At 45.7% G+C, this 223-nt stretch carries 1 tRNA gene; it reads left to right on the top strand.

Annotation, left to right across the window (positions count from 1 at the left end):
• Window positions 1-78: 78 nt before the first annotated feature.
• Window positions 79-154: transfer RNA gene (locus M975_RS22095), tRNA-Glu, on the top strand.
• The last annotated feature ends 69 nt before the right edge of the window (window positions 155-223 follow it).

The following is a 223-nucleotide window of genomic DNA, read 5'->3' on the forward strand; positions in this document are numbered from 1 at the left end:
AAACCCGCGTAGTGCTCACACAGATTGTCTGATAGAAGTAAATGAGCAAAAAGCGATATCCTGCAAAGGATCATTCGTGTCCCCATCGTCTAGAGGCCCAGGACACTGCCCTTTCACGGCTGTAACAGGGGTTCGAATCCCCTTGGGGACGCCATCTTCGATAATGATGTGAAAGACATTATCAATAAATATCTCAAAACTGACTTTCGAGTCACGTTTGAGA

This window comes from Buttiauxella brennerae ATCC 51605, from assembly GCF_001654925.1.
Taxonomy (GTDB): domain Bacteria; phylum Pseudomonadota; class Gammaproteobacteria; order Enterobacterales; family Enterobacteriaceae; genus Buttiauxella; species Buttiauxella brennerae.